Origin of the sequence: Enterobacter sp. RHBSTW-01064, from assembly GCF_014103035.1 — a bacterium.
In the GTDB taxonomy this organism is placed as follows: Bacteria; Pseudomonadota; Gammaproteobacteria; order Enterobacterales; family Enterobacteriaceae; genus Enterobacter; species Enterobacter mori.
This window is the reverse complement of the sequence record NZ_JABXOU010000001.1, coordinates 670,759-687,670: the sequence shown is the minus strand read 5'-3', so window position 1 is coordinate 687,670 and position 16,912 is coordinate 670,759. Positions and strand designations below refer to the sequence as shown.

The following is a 16,912-nucleotide window of genomic DNA, read 5'->3' as shown; positions in this document are numbered from 1 at the left end:
CATTACTCCATCATCTTCTCAATTGGCAGCACCAGAATAGAGCTTGCGCCCAGTGCCTTCAGCTTTTCCATGGTTTCCCAGAACAGGGTTTCGCTGCTCACCATGTGCATCGCCACGCGCTGCTGATCGCCTGCCAGCGGCAGAATGGTTGGACGCTCCGCACCCGGCAGCAGGGCAATCACTTCGTCCAGGCGCTCGGTCGGCGCGTGCATCATGATGTATTTGGATTCACGCGCCTGAATCACGCCCTGAATACGGGTCAGCAGTTTGTCGATGAGCTGCTGCTTGGCATCGGCCATGTCGCCGTCGCGCTGAATAAGGCAGGCTTTGGAGCGGTAGATAACCTCCACTTCGCGCAGACCGTTCGCTTCCAGCGTCGCGCCGGTAGAGACCAGGTCACAAATGGCGTCAGCCAGACCTGCACGGGGTGCCACTTCAACAGAGCCGTTCAGCAGGCAGGATTTAAACTGCACGCCTTTCTGGTCGAGGTAACGCTTTAACAGGTGAGGGTATGAGGTGGCGATACGCTTGCCGTTCAGCGCAGCCGGGCCGTCCCACGCTTCATCGACCGGCGTAGCCAGCGACAGGCGGCAGCCGCCGAAGTCCAGACGACGCAGGGTGAAGTAACGTGGGTCTTCGCCCTGCGCGCGGCGGGTCAGCAGCTCTTCTTCCAGCACGTTTTCGCCAATGATGCCGAGATCAACGACGCCATCCATCACCAGGCCAGGAATATCGTCATCACGCACGCGCAGAATATCGATAGGCATATTTTCAGCCAGGGCAATCAGGCGCTGGGTGTGCAGGTTGATTTTAATCCCGCAGCGGGCCAGCAGTTCGCGTGAATCGTCACTCAAACGGCCTGATTTTTGAATAGCTATGCGTAAACGTGAGTTATCTAACATTCTTTATTCCTCGTTAACCTGTTTTAACCTGTCTGAATGCGGTCCAAAAAAAAGCCCCCGGAAGATGATCTTCCGGGGGCTTTCTCTTGCGTTCGCGCACCACTGGAAGATCCAAACGTCTTCCAGCACACATCGCCTGAAAGACTAGTCAGGATGATGGTGGTGATGGTGGTTTTTAAATGGAACGCGTGTCATATAAATTCTCGTTGAATGCTTATGCATCTGATGTCTTTTAACCTAAACCACTTGCCCGGCAGATTGCAAGGGCTTTTTGTGATCATTAATTCATTTCATATTGATGCTATGAATTGTGTGTTCTGCCGGGCTGGCGTAGCCTTAATACAAGCATGTGTAAGCGGAGAGTTTTCATGAAAAAGGTCGCGATTGTCGGTTTAGGATGGTTAGGAATGCCGCTGGCGATGTCATTAGCCGCGAAAGGCTGGCAGGTGACCGGGAGCAAAACCACGTCGGATGGGGTAGAAGCCGCACGCATGTGTGGTATCGAGGGCGTTGAGCTGCGCCTTGAGCCGGAACTGGTTTGTGATGCTGACGATCTGGATGCGCTGATGGATGTCGATGCGCTGGTTATTACCTTACCCGCCCGTCGCAGCGGGCCGGGAGAGTCTTTTTATCTCCAGGCGATGCAGGAGATTGTCGACAGCGCGCTGGCGCATCACATCCCGCGCATCATTTTCACCAGTTCCACCTCAGTCTACGGTGACGTTGAGGGGACGGTGAAGGAAAACAGTGAACGTCAACCGGTAACCGCGAGTGGTCGCGTGCTGAAAGAGCTGGAGGACTGGCTGCATAACCTGCCGGGCACTCAGGTAGATATTCTGCGTCTGGCCGGGCTGGTGGGGCCGGGTCGTCATCCAGGACGATTCTTTGCCGGAAAATCGGCTCCGGATGGACAACATGGCGTCAATCTCGTCCATCTTGAGGATGTTATTGGGGCAATTGAGCTGCTATTACAGGCTCCGAAAGGTGGGCACATCTATAATATATGTGCACCCTCTCATCCATCGAGAAGTACCTTCTATCCGCTGATGGCTCGTCAATTGGGTCTGGCTCCGCCAGTCTTTGGCGATGCGAAAGGGGAAGGGAAAGGCAAAATTGTTGATGGCAATCGAATTTGTCATGAACTGGGATTTGAGTATCAGTATCCCGATCCGCTGGTGATGCCCATGGAATAATGCCATCAGCGGAGACGATCGCACACCGTAAGGGGGCGAAGATGAAACCGCTGCTGGATGTTCTTATTATTCTGGATGCACTGGAAAAAGAGGGAAGCTTCGCCGCGGCGTCAGCGAAGCTTTATAAAACGCCTTCGGCGCTCAGCTATACCGTGCATAAACTTGAAAGCGATCTGAACATTGAGCTGCTGGATCGCTCCGGGCATCGCGCGCGTTTTACGCGAACCGGACAGATGCTGCTGGAAAAGGGGCGTGACGTTCTCCATACGGTTCGCGAACTGGAAAAACAGGCCATCAAACTTCATCAGGGCTGGGAAAACGAACTGGTGATCGGCGTGGATGATACCTTTCCCTTTTCTCTCCTGACGCCGCTGATCGAAGCGTTCTATCAGCGCCACAGCGTGACCCGGTTAATCTTCATTAATGGTGTGCTGGGCGGCTCCTGGGATGCCCTGACGCGGGGCAGGGCGGATATCATCGTTGGGGCACTGCATGAGCCCCCCCAGTTGAGCGATTTTGGCTTTGCGCGACTGGGTATACTGGAGCAAATTTTTGCCGTCGCGCCCCATCATCCGCTGGCGAATGAACCGGAGCCCATTAACCGCCGTATTATTAAAAACTACCGTGCCATTGTGGTGGGCGACAGCTCCCGGCCTGAATGTGGCGTCTCTTCGCAGCTGCTTGATGAGCAAGAGGCGATTACCGTGTTTGATTTTAAAACCAAGCTGGAACTGCAAATAAGCGGTCTGGGGTGCGGCTATTTGCCGCGCTATCTGGCACAGCGCTTTATTGATAGCGGTGCGCTTGTTGAAAAACAGGTACTTGCTCAAAGCAGCAACGAATCGGTGTGGGTGGGCTGGAATGAACAAACTGCCGGGCTTGCCAGCGCATGGTGGCGGGACGAAATTTTAGCAAATAGTGCTATCGCTGCAGTTTACTCGCAGGGCAGCGTCGAGAAATCAGCCAGTTAGAAAAAAGAAAATTGCCCGGTGCGTTGCAAACTATTGCCTTTTGTATCTGATGTGGGGCAAAATGCCGCCGCTGCAAACAAATGAATAATCGACGATATAAAAGGCGTCGGTTATTTTTTTTTGCATGTACGAAACGAAACTAAAAACCAAGAGGCCGGGCTTCGTACCGGATAGATATTTACTAAAATCCGACAGTTGTTGTCGCTGAGGAAGAAAGAAATGGGGCAATTTTTCGCTTACGTGGCGGTTATTACCGTAAAGGAGAATAACAATGTCGCATAACGCAACTCCAAACACCTCTCGCGTGGAATTACGTAAAACGCTTACGTTGATTCCGGTTGTTATGATGGGCCTTGCCTATATGCAACCGATGACGCTGTTCGATACATTCGGTATCGTATCAGGCCTTACTGACGGTCACGTTGCAACGGCGTACGCCTTTGCGCTGGTCGCCATTCTCTTTACAGCGCTGAGCTACGGAAAACTGGTTCGCCGTTTCCCGTCTGCAGGCTCTGCCTACACCTATGCTCAGAAATCCATTAGCCCGGCGGTTGGCTTTATGGTGGGCTGGTCATCTCTGCTGGACTACCTGTTCATGCCGATGATCAACATTCTGCTGGCAAAAATTTACTTCGAAGCGCTGGTACCTTCCGTACCGTCGTGGATCTTCGTGGTGGCGCTCGTGGCCTTTATGACCATCTCTAACCTGCGCAGCATCAAGACCGTGGCTAACTTCAACACCCTGATTGTTATTCTGCAGATGGGTATCGTTGCGGTTATCGTGGGGTTGATCATTTACGGCGTGTCCCACGGTGAAGGCGCAGGTACGCTGGCCAGCACCCGTCCGTTCTGGTCTGAAGGCGCGCACGTTGTGCCGATGATCACCGGTGCGACCATCCTGTGCTTCTCGTTCCTGGGCTTCGACGGTATCTCTTCTCTGTCTGAAGAGACCAAAGACGCCGAGCGCGTGATCCCGAGAGCGATTTTCCTGACCGCGCTGATTGGCGGTATGATCTTTATCGGTGCTTCCTACTTCCTGCAGCTGTACTTCCCGGACATCTCTCGCTTTAAAGAGCCGGACGCATCACAGCCTGAAATCATGCTGTATGTTGCAGGGAAAACCTTCCAGTGGGGCGTGCTGATCTTCTCCAGCGTAACCGTACTGGCATCCGGTATGGCGGCACACGCAGGTGTTTCTCGCCTGATGTACGTAATGGGTCGTGACGGTGTGTTCCCAACCCGTTTCTTCGGCTACGTCCATCCGAAATGGCGTACCCCGGCGTGGAACGTACTGCTGGTTGGCGCAATCGCACTGATGGCCATTAAGTTTGACCTGGTGACGGCAACCGCGCTGATTAACTTTGGTGCGCTGGTGGCGTTTACCTTTGTTAACCTCTCGGTGATCTCTCAGTTCTGGATCCGCGAAAAGCGTAATAAAACGCTGAAAGACCACTTCAACTATCTGGTGCTGCCAATGTGTGGCGCGCTGACGGTGGGTGCGCTGTGGATTAACCTGGAAGAGAGCTCAATGGTTCTGGGTCTGATCTGGGGTGCTATCGGTCTGATCTATCTGGCTTGCGTAACCAAAAGCTTCCGTAACCCGGTACCTCAGTACGAAGACGTTGCGTAACATAATGTCGGGTGCCCGACCTGCACACCCGTAGGCCCGTGTAAGCGTAGCGCCACCGGGCGAAAAAAAAGCCGGAGACAATGTCTCCGGCTTTTTTGTACCCATCACTCAAACAATCTCTTGCGCATACTGGAACAGGGATTTCAACAGCGCCAGTTTCTCAGCATTCCCTTCATACTGGCCGTAAAGCATTTCCAGCTCTTGCGCATAGCTGTTGAGAAATTCCGGTGTAAACACGTTACGTCGATGCTGCAGCCAGCGTTCCTGCTCCACTTCGTCCAGGGTACCCGGATAGTTTCGCGCCCGGTAATTGAACATCAGCTTTTCAATGCGCTTATCTGCAAAGGTAATATCCAGCGCCGGTAAATTACGCGGCTCGGTTTGCAGGACAATATTCATTGCCGCGCGATCGGCATCGCTGAAGAAACCGTTATAAAGCTGTGCGTCGACGTTCTCAGACGGTACAAACGGTTCGGCTTCCGCAAAGATAGCGACCACTTTTTCCCGTACCTGCGGGTTGTCGCGCAGCACCTTCAGGTTATCCAGACAGTGCTGACGATTAATACCCAGCCTGTCAGCATCTTCCGGTCGCAGCGTATTGGCCTGCGCCAGCACCGGACATTTATTGATGTGAACCAGCTTCACCGGTACCGCAGGCAGATCGCCGAGCTCGTTTTTCGGCGTGTAAAGCCGTTCACGCAGCGTATCGCTGTCCAGCTCCAGCAGCGGGGAGATATCGCCCGCCAAATCCACCATGATAACGGCATTACGGTTGTCGGGATGCCATGCCAGCGGCGCAACCCAGCTGGTATTACCGCGCCAGGCCCCGAACATCCCGGAGATGTGTACCAGCGGCTTCATCTGCGGTACATCAATCAGCGTAGTCAGCTTCTGTTTGCTGCGGTGACTCAACAGATACTCAAACAGACGCGGCTGGGCGGTTTTCACCAGCTTTGCCATGGCAATGGTGGCATAGACGTCAGCCATCGCGTCGTGGGCATTGCTGTGCTCGATGCCGTTGGCGCGCGTCAGGTGTTCAAGCCTGAAACTCGGCAGCCCATCCTCGTTCTCCGGCCAGTTAATACCTTCAGGACGCAGGGCGTAACAGGCGCGCATAATGTCGAGTAAATCCCAGCGCGAATTGCGGTTCTGCCAGCTCCAGGCATAGGGGTCGTAGAAGTTGCGGTAGAAGATATTGCGCGTCACTTCATCATCGAAACGAATATTGTTGTAGCCGACCACGCAGGTATGGGGAACGGTAAACAGATCGTGGATGCGGCGGGCAAACTCCGCTTCGCTCACGCCTTTTTCCCGCGCTTCCTGCGGTGTAATGCCCGTAACCATCACCGCGCCTGGCTGCGGCAGATAATCATCCGCGGGCCTGCAGTAAAAAACCTCTGGCTCGCCAATGATGTTGAATTCGTCGTCGGTACGGATGGCAGCAAACTGCGCCGGTCTGTCCAGCGCCGGGTGGGTGCCAAAGGTTTCGTAATCGTGGAACAAAAAAGTTGGGCGCGCGGCAGAATCAGACACCAGTAATATCATCCTGTAAAAAATACACGACGCTATGGTAAACGATCGCGCTAAGCAGTCCGAATAAAAAGCGCCGTCATGCGTGAAATTTGCGAGACACCGTCAGAGAAAAATATGCACTCTGTCACATTTTTTTGCAATTAAGGCAGGTAACGGCAGCAGAACTCCCGTAAAAAGGTCATCGATTTTTAATGACCTGAGGATATACCGTTGAAACGCCGTCTGTTTATTGCTGTTTCTTTACTTGCTTCGAGTATCACATCTGCGCTGGCTGCCGATCCGCTGGATTTCTCCCCGCAGCCACCGGCCATCCAGGCGGGGTCCTGGGTGCTGATGGATTACACTACTGGTCAGATATTAACGGCGGGCAACGAACATCAACAGCGTAATCCGGCAAGCCTGACCAAGCTGATGACGGGCTACGTCGTCGACCGCGCTATCGACAGCCATCGCATCAGCCCGGATGATATCGTCACGGTTGGGCGCGACGCGTGGGCGAAAGGTAACCCGGTCTTTGACGGATCGTCTCTGATGTTTCTGAAAGAGGGCGATCGCGTTTCCGTACGCGATCTCAGCCGGGGCCTGATTGTCGACTCCGGTAACGATGCCTGCGTGGCGCTGGCCGATCACGTCGCGGGTGGCCAGCCGCAGTTCGTGAATATGATGAATGACTATGTGCAAAAGCTGAACCTGCGCGACACCCATTTCGAAACCGTTCACGGACTGGATGCGCCTGGGCAGCACAGCTCCGCTTACGATCTGGCCGTTCTCTCCCGCGCGATCATTCACGGTGAGCCAGAGTTTTATCATATGTACAGCGAGAAGAGCCTGACCTGGAACGGGATCACCCAGCAGAACCGCAACGGCCTGCTGTGGGATAAAACCATGAACGTGGACGGTCTGAAAACGGGGCATACCTCCGGCGCGGGCTTTAATCTGATTGCCTCCGCGGTGGACGGGCAGCGTCGCTTGATCGCCGTGGTGATGGGCGCAGACAGCCCGAAGGGGCGTGAAGATCAGGCGCGCAAGCTGCTCCACTGGGGACAACAGAACTTTGATACGGTGCAGATCCTGCACAGCGGTAAAAAAGTGGGGACCGAGCGGATTTGGTACGGTGATAAAGAACAGGTAAACCTGGGAACCGATCAGGACTTCTGGCTGGCCTTGCCAAAAGTGGAAGTACCGAACATTAAGGCTAAATACGTACTGGATACAAAAGCGCTGGAAGCCCCAATTGCCGCCCATCAGCGGGTCGGTGAAATTCAGCTGTACGACCGCGATAAGCTGGTGGCGCACTGGCCGCTGGTCACGCTGGAACGCGTTGATAAAGGCGGTATTTTCTCCCGCCTGAGTGATTATCTGCATCACACCATCTAACCTTTCTGAGCAGACTGGCAGGGTTGCGAGTCTGCTCGCATAATAAACACTCCTCGTTTGCCGATAATATTCATTCTGCTTTATAGTGTATAAATATACAGTAATAAACGGAGGCAGCATGGACTACAGCATCAAGCAGCAACAGAAACGTAAAATCGCAGGTTTTCACCTTGTTGGGCCGTGGGAAAAAACCGTTAAGCAGGGCTTTGAACAACTGGTCATGTGGGTGGATGGGCGTCACATTCAGCCGCTGGAGTGGGTAGCGGTTTACTACGATAATCCTGATGAGGTCCCGGCAGAAAAACTGCGCTGTGACACCGCCGTCACGGTACCCGACGACTTTATCATTCCCGATAACAGTGAAGGGGTGATGATGACCGAAATTGTGGCCGGGGATTATGCGGTCGCGACGGCACGTGTTGAAAATTACGACTTTGCGACCCCGTGGTATCAGTTCTTTAATTCCCTTCTGCAGGACAATAAGTACCAGATTGCTCCAAAACCCTGCTTCGAACGCTATCTCAATGATGGTAATGCAGATGGCTACTGGGACATTGAGATGTTCGTCGCGGTAGAGCATAAAGCGGGTTAACCCTGTAAAAAGTGGGATTTTTAGCCGGGGGCGATCCACCCGGCTGAAAACACAGTACAATTGTGATTTGCCGTGTAGCTGGAGAGCGGGTGTGCGTCCCGACAAATCATTAACGCCGTTTGAAATTCGGTTGTACAAACATTACCGCGTGGTGCATGGGTGTCGCATCGCGCTGGCGTTCGTGTTGACGTTTGTACTGGTTCGCTTGCTAGATGTTCCGGAGGGGACGTGGCCGCTGATTACGCTGGTGGTCGTGATGGGACCCATCTCCTTTTGGGGAAACGTTGTTCCGCGCGCGCTTGAGCGAATTGGCGGGACCGTATTAGGCTCCGCCCTTGGGCTAATCGCCCTGAAACTGGAGCTGATCTCCTTTCCTGTCATGCTGGCATGGTGCGGCGCCGCCATGTTCCTCTGCGGCTGGCTGGCGTTGGGCAAAAGACCGTATCAGGCGTTGCTGATTGGGATTACGCTCGCGGTGGTGGTCGGTGCGCCCGCCGGGGATATGACTACGGCGCTGTGGCGAAGCGGGGATGTGGTGCTCGGCTCGTTGCTGGCGATGCTGTTTACGGGGATCTGGCCGCAACGCGCCTTTCTGCACTGGCGCATCCAGATGGCGAATTACGTGACGGCATTTAACCGTGTCTATCAGGCCGGCTTTTCCCCGAATCTGGTTGAACGGCCACGGCTGGAAAAACACCTGCAGAAGATCCTCAATGATGTCGTCAAAATGCGCGGCCTGATCACGCCCGCCAGCAAAGAAACCCATATTCAGAAAGCGATTTTCGAAGCCATCCAGACGGTAAGCCGCAATCTGGTCTGCATGCTTGAGCTGCAGATCAACGCCCACTGGGCCTCGCGTCCCAGCCATCTGCTGATGCTTAATGCGCATACGCTCAAAGAGACCCAGCAGATGACGCAGCAAACGCTGTTGACCATCGCCCATGCGCTCTATGAAGGCAATCCGCAGCCGATACTGGCCAATAGCGAGCGACTGAATGAGATCGTCGCGGAGCTGAAGCAGCTAATCAATGAACGCCAGAGCGATAACGTGGCGGAAACGCCCATTCATGGCTACGTCTGGCTGAGTATGGAACTGGCGCGGCAGCTAGAGCTCTTATCGCATCTTATTTGCCGGGCGCTGCGCAAATAAAAGGCGTATGTGACGCCTGCTGCTTCGATTCAGCAGCAATTGGGGTTATGATAGATTTAAACGATATACTCATTGTCATTCGCAGCCGCTGTCTGTTACAACGGTTGCCTTAACGAATCCGAATCTCACATTATCAGGGGTGTAAAAATGGAAACTACCAAGCCTTCGTTCCAGGATGTTCTGGAATTCGTCCGCCTGTTCCGCCGCAAAAACAAACTGCAGCGTGAAATCCAGGACGTTGAGAAGAAGATCCGTGACAACCAGAAACGTGTTCTGCTGCTCGACAACCTGAGCGACTACATCAAGCCAGGCATGAGCGTTGAAGCTATTCAGGGCATCATCGCCAGCATGAAGAGCGATTACGAAGACCGCGTTGATGACTACATCATCAAAAATGCTGAGCTGTCCAAAGAGCGTCGCGACATCTCCAAGAAGCTGAAAGTGATGGGCGAAATCAAAAACGCTGAAGCAAAAAGCGAGTAATCGCTGCTAATTGTGAAAAAGGCTCTCTGGTGACAGAGAGCCTTTTTTATTACGCAGAGCGCGGCTGTAGCTGATAAATCCAGGCCTTAACCTGTTTACCCTCAAGGGTAGTCACCGTGACCTCAACCCGATCGTAGCCGTCTTCAAACTCATCCAGCATTTGCCAGTGTGCGGCAAGGTTCTCAGAGATAAACAAATAGCCTTCGACGCGGGGGCCGTCCGGGTGGAGCACAATCCCCGGGAAATCCGCTGCAGCGCCCCAGCCGCGTTCGTAAAACGTACCGGATACGAAGCCAGCGAGCCATTCACCGCCAATGTTTTCAAGAATATGCGCGTTAGAGTGACCGGGGCGTAGTGTGCCGTAAACAAACAGTGCGTCCATTTATCCTCACCGGAAAAGCAAAAAGCCCGCTCGAAAGCAGGCTTTTCTAAATGTGGCTCCTCTGACTGGACTCGAACCAGTGACATACGGATTAACAGTCCGCCGTTCTACCGACTGAACTACAGAGGAATCGTTGTGGAGGCTTATCTTAGCGGCGAAAAAAGTTTTGTCAAACCTGATCTTAGGGAAAATCGACTGACTGCTGATTCTGTCGTCAGTTTGTTGTAAATCCAAACATCTTTTTTATGGAAATACTTTGCAGGATAGCCATTTCTCCCCCATCATTTGAAATGGAGTTTCAACTTTTCTCGCTAAGGTCCATTTTGAACGTCACTGCCCCCTTACGCCAGGCGATCATGCGCACGCCCTGGTATGCAAAACGTAAAAGTTATCGTGTTCTGTTCTGGCGTGAAATCACCCCTCTTGCTGTGCCTATTTTCCTGGAGAATACCTGCGTACTGCTGATGGGCGTGCTAAGTACGTTCCTGGTCAGTTGGTTGGGCAAAGAAGCGATGGCAGGGGTAGGGCTGGCGGACAGCTTTAACATGGTGGTGATGTCTTTCTTTGCCGCCATCGATCTGGGCACAACGGTCGTCGTTGCCTTTAGTCTGGGGAAACTTGATCCGAAGCGAGCGCGCGAGGCGGCACGCCAGTCGCTGATGATCATGACCCTCTTTTCGATCGTTCTGGCGGCGGTTATCCATTACTACGGCAAAGAGATTATTGATATTGTCGCGGGTGAGGCGACCAGTGAGGTAAAAGACCTTGCGCTGACATACCTGGAAATGACGGTGTTAAGCTATCCGGCGGCGGCTATTGCTCTGATTGGTAGCGGTGCGCTGCGTGGGGCGGGCAATACCAAAATTCCGCTGCTGATCAACGGCGGGATGAATATCCTGAACATTATCATCAGTAGTGTACTGATTTACGGGGCCTTTTCCTGGGACGGTCTGGGGTTTGTTGGTGCTGGCCTTGGCCTGACTATTTCACGTTACATTGGCGCGGCAGCGATTATCGGCGTGCTGATGACGGGGATCACCCCGTCGCTGCGCCTCACGTTGAAAAGCTATTTCAGGCCGTTTAACTTTGCCATTATCTGGGAAGTGATGGGCATCGGTATTCCGGCCAGCATTGAGTCGGTGTTGTTCAACGGCGGCAAGCTGCTCACGCAGATGTTTGTGGCCGGTATGGGAACGGATGTTATCGCCGGTAACTTTATCGCCTTCTCCATCGCCTCGCTCATTAACCTGCCGGGCAACGCCCTTGGTTCCGCCTCCACGATTATCACCGGCAAACGGCTCGGGAAAGGGCAGATAGGGCAGGCGGAGCGTCAGCTCCGGCATGTCTTCTGGCTATCGACCATTGGGCTGACAATGATAGCCTGGGGAACCGCGCCTTTTGCCGGGTTGATGGCCTCGTTTTACACCCACGAAAACGATGTTAAAGAGGTGGTTAAGATCCTGATTTGGCTCAACGCCGCGTTTATGCCGATCTGGGCCGCGTCTTGGGTGTTGCCCGCTGGCTTAAAGGGCGCGCGCGATGCCCGGTTTGCCATGTGGGTATCCATGCTCGGGATGTGGGGGTGCCGCGTGGTGGCGGGTTATACGCTGGGGATTATGTTGGGAATGGGCGTTGTAGGGGTCTGGCTGGGTATGTTCCTGGACTGGGCCGTCCGCGGTGCACTGTTCTACTGGCGCATGGTAAGTGGGCGTTGGTTATGGAAATATCCACGGAAGAATGCCTGACAAATGCGCGAAATGGAGAATAAATCGGCAAACGAACGGAAATCTGCATTCTGCCTTTGACATCATCGGGGAGCATCGATAATATGCGCCCCGTTCACACGATTCCTCTGTAGTTCAGTCGGTAGAACGGCGGACTGTTAATCCGTATGTCACTGGTTCGAGTCCAGTCAGAGGAGCCAAATTTGAAAAGCCTGCTTTTAAAGCAGGCTTTTTGCTTTTCTGCAGCGGGTAAAATTGTCGGGTGGCGGCTTCGCCTTACCCGACCTACGGGATAGGTAGGCCCGGTAAGCGCAGCGCCACCGGGCATCAGACCGCACGATGTTAGATACTCATCGGGGCGGTCGCTTCTTCCAGCCACGCTCGCGCATCGCTGTTCACCAGAGGTAACAGCGCCTCCCGTACCTGCTGATGATATTCATCCAGCCACTGCTTTTCCTGCTCGCTCAACAGATGCAATTCCACCTGGCTTAGGTCAATCGGGATCAGCGTCAGCGAGGCAAACGTGCAGAACCCCGGGCGGCTTTCAACAATCTCCACCTGATTTTCAATGCGAATGCCGTGGCTATCGCCCAGATAGTAGCCCGGTTCGATGGTCATGATATTCCCCGCCACCAGCGGCCACGGATTGACCTTTTTGGCGATGCGATGTGGGTTTTCATGGATCAGCAGCTGATGCCCCACGCCGTGCCCGGTACCGTGATCGTAATCCAACCCCATCTCCCACAGCGGACGACGGGCGAAGGCATCCAGCTGATGTCCCTGAGTCCCTGAAGGGAACTGCAGGGTAATGAGCGACAGGAAGCCTCTCAGCACGGCGGTATAGTGCAGGCGCTGCTGCGGATCGACTTTACCCCACGCCAGCGTGCGCGTGGCATCGGTGGTGCCGTTGTGGTACTGACCACCGGAATCATTCAGATAAAAATGGTCATGGCCGATGGGCTTATTACTGGCTTCGTTTGAGTGGTAATGGCACATTGCCGCATTGCTCGACGACGCGGAAATGGTCGCAAAACTCTGCTCAATAAAACCGGGCTGTTGCCTGCGGAACGCCAGCTGTTGTGCCTGTACCTCCAGTTCGGTCAACGGTTTCCCTGCCGCCTCGCGTCGTGGAACTTCCCGACTCAGCCAGGCAAGAAAATTAACCCACGCGGCACCGTCCTGATGATGGCATTCGCGATAGCCCGCCAGCTCCATCGGGTTTTTCGTGGCTTTCATCAGGGTGATGGGATCGGTCTGCCAGACGATCTCTCCCTGCGGCTCGATGGCAAAGCGTAATGCAACAGGCGCAGAATCGGCATCGACCAGCACCCGTTTGCCCGCAGCCTGCTGCTGGCAGCGTTCAATAAACGCCCTCTGCGGTGAGAGAGTGAAAGCATCACGCACGGGAGCCGGCAACGCGGTGAGCTTCGCATCGTCAACAAACCACTCCACGCTACCATCATGGCTGAGCAGGGCGAAGGAGAGAGGAACCGGGCTAAAGGGGATATCTGATCCACGCACGTTCAGCAGCCAGGCGATATTGTCCGGCAGCGTCACGGCAAGGAAATCCGCATTGTGTTCTGCCAGCACGGCGGCAACACGCTGACGTTTTTCTGCGCTGCTTTCACCGCTGACCTCAACGGGCATTTCGCGGATAATCCCCGCAGGCACCGCTGGGCGGTCAGTCCACAGCGTGTCAAACGGCGAGTCCTTCAGAGGCACCAGCTCGCACGGCGTGGCAGACAGCTGCTCAAACTCTGAATTTGTCATCAGCATCGCGTCAAAGCCAATGCGCGTCCCTGCCTCTACGTTTTTCGCCAGCCACTCAGCCAGCGGTTCGTTGTGAAGATGGTGGATCTCAATCTCGTCCATATTGACCTGAACGCGGGCCTGAACCTGATAACGACCATCGACGAAGAGCAGCGCTTTGTCTTTCAGCACCAGAGCCAGACCGGCCGAGCCGTCAAAGCCCGTCAGCCAGGCCAGCTTTTCGTCGTACGGTGCGCAGTATTCGCTCTGCCAGGCATCCGCGCGCGGGACGATCATCCCGTCGAGATGGCTGGCTTCAAGCCAGTGGCGCAGGGCAGAGAGCGGTGATGTGGTGTGCATGGTTTTTCCTTGTTATTAGCGGAACGGCGGCTCGTTGAAGGTGCGCAGCTTGCGTGAATGCAGCTTGTCGCCTTCCGCGCGAAGTAAATCAATCGCACGAATACCGATCTGCAGATGCTCAGAGATAGCCCCTTCGTAGAAACGGTTGGCCTGGCCCGGCAGCTTAATCTCGCCGTGCAGCGGCTTATCGGAGACGCACAGCAGCGTGCCGTAAGGGACGCGGAAGCGATATCCCTGCGCGGCAATGGTGGCGCTCTCCATATCAATCGCCACCGCGCGGCTCAGGTTGAACCGCAGCGCGGAGGCGGAGTAGCGCAGCTCCCAGTTGCGGTCATCCGTCGTCACTACCGTGCCGGTACGCAGGCGCTGCTTAACCTCTTCACCCGGCATACCGCTGACCTCTTTGGTGGCGTCATAGAGCGCGCGCTGTACTTCGGCGATGCTCGGGATCGGGATGTCCGGCGGCAGTACCGCGTCCAGCACGTGGTCATCACGCAGATAGGCGTGGGCCAGCACGTAATCGCCAATCAGCTGGCTTTCGCGCAGGCCGCCGCAGTGGCCAATCATCAGCCATACGTCCGGACGCAGGACCGCCAGATGGTCGCAGATGGTTTTGGCGTTTGACGGGCCCACGCCGATGTTGATCAGCGTAATGCCCTGTCCGTCGGCGGTGATCAGGTGCCACGCGGGCATCTGGTGTTTTTTCCACGCCAGGTCGGAGATAGCCTGCTCGGGCGCTTCGGTCTCCGCGGTGATCCAGATCCCGCCCGCGCAGGAAAGGGCGATGTAAGGGCTGTCCGGATCGAGAATTTGGCTACAGCCCCAGCGGACAAACTCATCCACGTAGCGGGTGTAGTTGGTGAACAGCACAAACGGCTGGAAGTGCTCCGCAGGCGTGCCGGTGTAGTGACGCAGGCGCGCCAGCGAGAAGTCCACGCGGCGCGCATCAAAGTGCGACAGGGGAGAAAATTCAGCCGGGTGATAGATGCCGTCAGCCGTCTCATCACCAATCTGGGAAAGCTCGGTGGTCGGGAAGTGGCGCGTCAGCCCCGCGCTCATGGAGCGATCCAGCGTCAGCGCCGAGCCGTCTATCACGTACGGATAAGGGATTTCGTGCAGCGAAGGTTCTACAGAAATGTGCGCGCCGTAATCCTGATACAGCAGCGTCAGCTGTTCCTCAAGATAGGGGCGAAACAGCGCAGGGCGGGTGACGGTGGTGCTGTAACAGCCGGAGTGGGTAAAGCGCGCGTAGGCCCGGGTTTTGGGATTACTGCTGGCACTGCCGTCCCAGGTAACAGAGAGCGAAGGATAAACAAAAAGGCCCTGAGTTCTGGCCTTTTCATCGGGAAGTTTCCCTGATTCGATGTATTCACTGATGGCGCTGCGCAGCGCGTTGACGGACTGTTCATACAGCGCGTCGAGTTTTTCCAGCGCCTGAGCCGGGGTCAGGCTGGAGCCCTTATTATTCATCTCTGTCTCCTTGTTCCACAGGTGTGTGACTCTACCCGATAGTATGTCACACGCCCGTGAAACAAAAGTGAGATCAGGTGTGGCGCGGCTCTTTCATAAACAGCGCCGTGGCGGCAGAGAGCAGGCAACCGGCCAGCAGATAAATCGCCACGCTGTGCCAGTTTCCGCCAGAGAAAGTCACCAGCGCGGCGGCAATAAACGGCGTAAACCCGCCACCGACTACGCTTGCCACCTGATAGCCCACGCCCGCACCGCTGTAGCGGTAGCTTGCGCCAAACAGCTCGGTGAACATCGGCTGCTGCACGCACACCACCATGTCGTGAGCGATGTTGGCGAGCATGATGGCGAAGAAGACAATCCAGAAGATCGACTGGGCCTCCAGCGCCATAAAGAACGGCCAGGCGCTGAGGGTGCCAATCAGCGCCCCGGTAATATAGACGCGACGGCGACCAAACCGGTCCGCCAGCCAGGCGAAGCAGGGGATAGTCAGGCAGCTTATCCCGCCGACCAGCAGGCCGATATTGAGGAACAGCTCGCGGGGAAGTCCGAGGTTCTGCGTCGAGTAGTTCAGCGCAAACGCGGTGACGATATACATCGTCAGCAGTTCACAGAGGCGCAGGGCGATAATTTTCAGAAAAGCGCCAGGATGCTGAACCAGCGCTTCCATCACCGGCAGCCGTTTTTTAGCGACCGGTTTTTCCCGCTGCTGCTGTTCGAATTCCGCAGACTCTTCCATCCCGTTGCGGATCCACAGCGCGGCGATGACTAGCACAATGCTGAAGATGAACGGAATGCGCCAGCCCCAGCTCAGGAACTGCTCGTCGGTGGTGAACTGGCTGATTAAGGAGACCAGCCCGGTGGAGAGCAGCAGGCCGACGCCATAACCCACCTGCACGCCGCTGCTGTAAAAGGCTTTCCTGTGCTTCGGCGCGCTCTCGACGGACAGCAGCGCCGCGCCGCCCCATTCACCGCCTACGGCGAAGCCCTGGATGGCGCGCAGGGTGACCAGCAGTACCGGCGCCCACCAGCCGATGGAGGCAAACGAGGGGAGAATACCGATAAGCGCAGTGGCGATCCCCATCATCCAGACGGTGAGCATCAGCATGCGCTTGCGGCCGAGGCGGTCGCCAAAGTGGCCGAAAATCACCCCGCCCAGCGGGCGAAACAGAAAGCCGACGCCGAAGGTGGCAAACGCCGCGAGCGTGCCCATCGCGGGGCTGACCTGGGGAAAAAATTCGCGGTTAAACACCAGGGCGGCAGTGATGCCGTAGAGCAGAAAATCATACCAGTCGACGACGGCACCCGCGAAGCTGCCTAAGGCTGCGCGGCGGGCACGGTTGAGCGAAGGCGTCTCCTCGTTGGGACGTTCGGAGATGAGGGTGGAGTCCATAGTTGT

Annotated in this window: 16 protein-coding genes, 2 tRNA genes and 1 other annotated feature; of the genes, 10 read left to right on the top strand and 8 right to left on the bottom strand. The window is 55.4% G+C overall.

What is annotated here, in order from left to right; translation table 11 throughout:
• Positions 1–2: 2 nt before the first annotated feature.
• Both hisG and hisL read right to left on the bottom strand, forming a co-directional pair.
• Positions 3–902: an ATP phosphoribosyltransferase gene (gene hisG / locus HV355_RS03245; protein ID WP_028018500.1), complete on the bottom strand. Its 900-nt coding sequence runs from the start codon at positions 900–902 to the stop codon at positions 3–5.
• Positions 903–947: 45 nt separating this feature from the next.
• Positions 948–1,071: a sequence feature (His leader region), on the bottom strand.
• Positions 1,047–1,097: a his operon leader peptide gene (hisL, locus tag HV355_RS03240; protein WP_099516347.1), complete on the bottom strand. Its 51-nt coding sequence runs from the start codon at positions 1,095–1,097 to the stop codon at positions 1,047–1,049. (Overlaps the previous feature by 25 nt.)
• Positions 1,098–1,270: 173 nt before the next feature.
• On the opposite strand from hisL, the gene HV355_RS03235 reads away from it, so the two are divergent.
• The 4 genes from HV355_RS03235 to HV355_RS03220 all read left to right on the top strand — a co-directional run bounded on the left by HV355_RS03235 (position 1,271) and on the right by HV355_RS03220 (position 4,696).
• Positions 1,271–2,095 carry an SDR family oxidoreductase gene (locus tag HV355_RS03235; RefSeq protein WP_042716031.1) on the top strand — a complete coding sequence of 275 codons (825 nt, stop codon included), beginning with the start codon at positions 1,271–1,273 and terminating at the stop codon, positions 2,093–2,095.
• A 41-nt stretch (positions 2,096–2,136) separates the two neighbouring features.
• Positions 2,137–3,066 carry a LysR substrate-binding domain-containing protein gene (locus tag HV355_RS03230; protein WP_042716033.1) on the top strand — a complete coding sequence of 310 codons (930 nt, stop codon included), beginning with the start codon at positions 2,137–2,139 and terminating at the stop codon, positions 3,064–3,066.
• Between the two features lie 219 nt (positions 3,067–3,285).
• Positions 3,286–3,348, top strand: a complete 63-nt coding sequence (gene yoeI / locus HV355_RS03225) for a membrane protein YoeI (RefSeq protein ID WP_174339947.1) — start codon at positions 3,286–3,288, stop codon at positions 3,346–3,348.
• Positions 3,338–4,696, top strand: a complete 1,359-nt coding sequence (locus HV355_RS03220) for an APC family permease (RefSeq protein ID WP_010432055.1) — start codon at positions 3,338–3,340, stop codon at positions 4,694–4,696. The genes yoeI and HV355_RS03220 overlap by 11 nt, the downstream gene beginning before the upstream one ends.
• Before the next feature lie 108 nt (positions 4,697–4,804).
• Here HV355_RS03220 and sbcB read toward each other — a convergent pair whose 3' ends face one another.
• Positions 4,805–6,232 (bottom strand): exodeoxyribonuclease I, encoded by a 1,428-nt coding sequence (gene sbcB / locus HV355_RS03215; RefSeq protein ID WP_182401234.1) that lies wholly within the window; start codon positions 6,230–6,232, stop codon positions 4,805–4,807.
• A gap of 201 nt (positions 6,233–6,433) precedes the next feature.
• Here sbcB and dacD point away from each other — a divergent pair, with 201 nt between their 5' ends.
• The 4 genes from dacD to HV355_RS03195 all read left to right on the top strand — a co-directional run bounded on the left by dacD (position 6,434) and on the right by HV355_RS03195 (position 9,831).
• The gene (gene dacD / locus HV355_RS03210; RefSeq protein ID WP_182401232.1) at positions 6,434–7,606 is read left to right on the top strand and encodes a serine-type D-Ala-D-Ala carboxypeptidase DacD; all 1,173 of its coding nucleotides are present in this window, start codon (positions 6,434–6,436) and stop codon (positions 7,604–7,606) included.
• 118 nt (positions 7,607–7,724) lie between these two features.
• Positions 7,725–8,198 carry a DNA gyrase inhibitor SbmC gene (sbmC, locus tag HV355_RS03205; protein WP_010432063.1) on the top strand — a complete coding sequence of 158 codons (474 nt, stop codon included), beginning with the start codon at positions 7,725–7,727 and terminating at the stop codon, positions 8,196–8,198.
• A 91-nt stretch (positions 8,199–8,289) separates the two neighbouring features.
• Positions 8,290–9,348 carry an FUSC family protein gene (locus HV355_RS03200; protein WP_100165945.1) on the top strand — a complete coding sequence of 353 codons (1,059 nt, stop codon included), beginning with the start codon at positions 8,290–8,292 and terminating at the stop codon, positions 9,346–9,348.
• Positions 9,349–9,495: 147 nt separating this feature from the next.
• Positions 9,496–9,831, top strand: coding sequence for a DUF496 family protein (locus HV355_RS03195; RefSeq protein WP_010432067.1), 336 nt, complete (start codon positions 9,496–9,498; stop codon positions 9,829–9,831).
• Positions 9,832–9,880: 49 nt separating this feature from the next.
• Here HV355_RS03195 and HV355_RS03190 read toward each other — a convergent pair whose 3' ends face one another.
• Both HV355_RS03190 and HV355_RS03185 read right to left on the bottom strand, forming a co-directional pair.
• Positions 9,881–10,213, bottom strand: coding sequence for a gamma-glutamylcyclotransferase family protein (locus tag HV355_RS03190; protein WP_182400866.1), 333 nt, complete (start codon positions 10,211–10,213; stop codon positions 9,881–9,883).
• 53 nt (positions 10,214–10,266) lie between these two features.
• A tRNA-Asn gene (locus HV355_RS03185) sits at positions 10,267–10,342 on the bottom strand.
• 161 nt (positions 10,343–10,503) lie between these two features.
• On the opposite strand from HV355_RS03185, the gene emmdR reads away from it, so the two are divergent.
• Positions 10,504–11,958: a multidrug efflux MATE transporter EmmdR gene (gene emmdR, locus HV355_RS03180; RefSeq protein ID WP_182400864.1), complete on the top strand. Its 1,455-nt coding sequence runs from the start codon at positions 10,504–10,506 to the stop codon at positions 11,956–11,958.
• A gap of 103 nt (positions 11,959–12,061) precedes the next feature.
• Positions 12,062–12,137, top strand: a tRNA-Asn gene (locus tag HV355_RS03175).
• Between the two features lie 142 nt (positions 12,138–12,279).
• Here HV355_RS03175 and HV355_RS03170 read toward each other — a convergent pair.
• The 3 genes from HV355_RS03170 to shiA form a co-directional block, all read right to left on the bottom strand.
• A complete protein-coding gene (locus HV355_RS03170) occupies positions 12,280–14,046 on the bottom strand; it encodes an aminopeptidase P family protein (RefSeq protein ID WP_182400862.1) in 1,767 nt (588 codons plus the stop codon).
• 15 nt (positions 14,047–14,061) lie between these two features.
• Positions 14,062–15,516, bottom strand: coding sequence for an AMP nucleosidase (locus tag HV355_RS03165; protein WP_010432073.1), 1,455 nt, complete (start codon positions 15,514–15,516; stop codon positions 14,062–14,064).
• A gap of 73 nt (positions 15,517–15,589) precedes the next feature.
• Positions 15,590–16,906, bottom strand: a complete 1,317-nt coding sequence (gene shiA / locus HV355_RS03160) for a shikimate transporter (protein ID WP_182400860.1) — start codon at positions 16,904–16,906, stop codon at positions 15,590–15,592.
• Positions 16,907–16,912: the final 6 nt, after the last annotated feature.